Source organism: Paraburkholderia sp. BR10923, from assembly GCF_040948765.1.
Lineage (GTDB): Bacteria > Pseudomonadota > Gammaproteobacteria > Burkholderiales > Burkholderiaceae > Paraburkholderia > Paraburkholderia youngii.
Genome location: NZ_JBFPKO010000184.1, coordinates 1 through 335, shown reverse-complemented (window position 1 = coordinate 335; position 335 = coordinate 1). Strand labels below are relative to the sequence as shown.

Sequence of the window (335 nt, the reverse complement as noted above, 5' to 3'; positions counted from 1 at the left end):
CACAGGTTGCCCAGAGCAAATAGTGTCGTGATCTGGGCGGTGTTCTTCATCAACCCCCGGTACCGGGTCTTCGTATAGCCAAACTGCTGTTTGAGGACGCGGAACGGATGTTCAACCTTGGCGCGGACGCCGGCCTTCAGGCGTTCAATCTGATCGAATATCGCGTCCAGCCGATCGGTTAGGTCCAGTTGTCTGCGCCTGCCTGGTAGCATCGCGACATGCCAGCGAACCGCGCTTACCTGGCAGCGCTTTTCGATACCCTGATATCCGGCGTCAGCGGACACATCCATTTCCTGGCCGTGCAACAGCGCTTCGGCCGCATTGATGTCATGAAC

1 protein-coding gene is annotated in these 335 nt (G+C 57.9%); it reads right to left on the bottom strand.

The genetic code is table 11. The features are described from left to right. Positions 1 to 335 (bottom strand): transposase (locus tag AB3X94_RS42030; RefSeq protein WP_368594438.1); only part of this gene is annotated, 335 nt, incomplete at both ends.